Source organism: Photorhabdus viridis, assembly GCF_040256935.1.
Lineage (GTDB): Bacteria > Pseudomonadota > Gammaproteobacteria > Enterobacterales > Enterobacteriaceae > Photorhabdus > Photorhabdus viridis.
This window is the reverse complement of record NZ_JBEJZY010000231.1, coordinates 1-574: the sequence shown is the minus strand read 5'-3', so window position 1 is coordinate 574 and position 574 is coordinate 1. Positions and strand designations below refer to the sequence as shown.

Here is a 574-nt window from a genome sequence, read left to right as displayed (position 1 = left end):
GGCCGGTGTTTGATTTTTCGCTCCAGCTTGTACAGGTCACGAATGCCATCCAGCGCCTGTTTCGCCACCGGACTTTGGCTCGCTTTGTATTGGTCAAAGAATTTGCGGCGGGCGTGGGCCCAGCAACCCGCTTCGGTGATATCCGCCCGGGCATGCAGCGCGTTGTAGCCGGCGTAGTCATCCGTGACAAGGGAGCCACCGGCCCATTCCTCCAGGAACCCCTGGGCATAACGGCCACTGCGGCCGGGATGCAGCTCATAGTACACTACCGCCGGCGAGGTATCGGAGCCGGTGACATACGTCCACAGATAGGCGCGCTGGGTCTGGCCTTTTCCCGGGGCCAATATCGGCAACGGGGTCTCATCGGCATGCAGCACCGGGGACGTCAGCAGCGTCTGCTTCAGGGCATCGGCCAGCGGTTGCAACGCCACAGCCACCTGCCCCACCCAGTCCGACAGGGTGCTGCGGGCCAGGGTTACGCCGCTGCGGGCATAGATTTGCTGCTGACGGTAGAGCGGCAGGTGGTCACGATATTTGGCGACCACCACCTGAGCCAGCAACCCCGGCTCTGGAA

Annotated in this window: 1 protein-coding gene; it reads right to left on the bottom strand. The window is 63.2% G+C overall.

From position 1 onward, the window contains the following. The coding region (tnpC, locus tag ABR397_RS23115; protein ID WP_350307749.1) for an IS66 family transposase at positions 1–574 on the bottom strand (574 nt) is incomplete at both ends.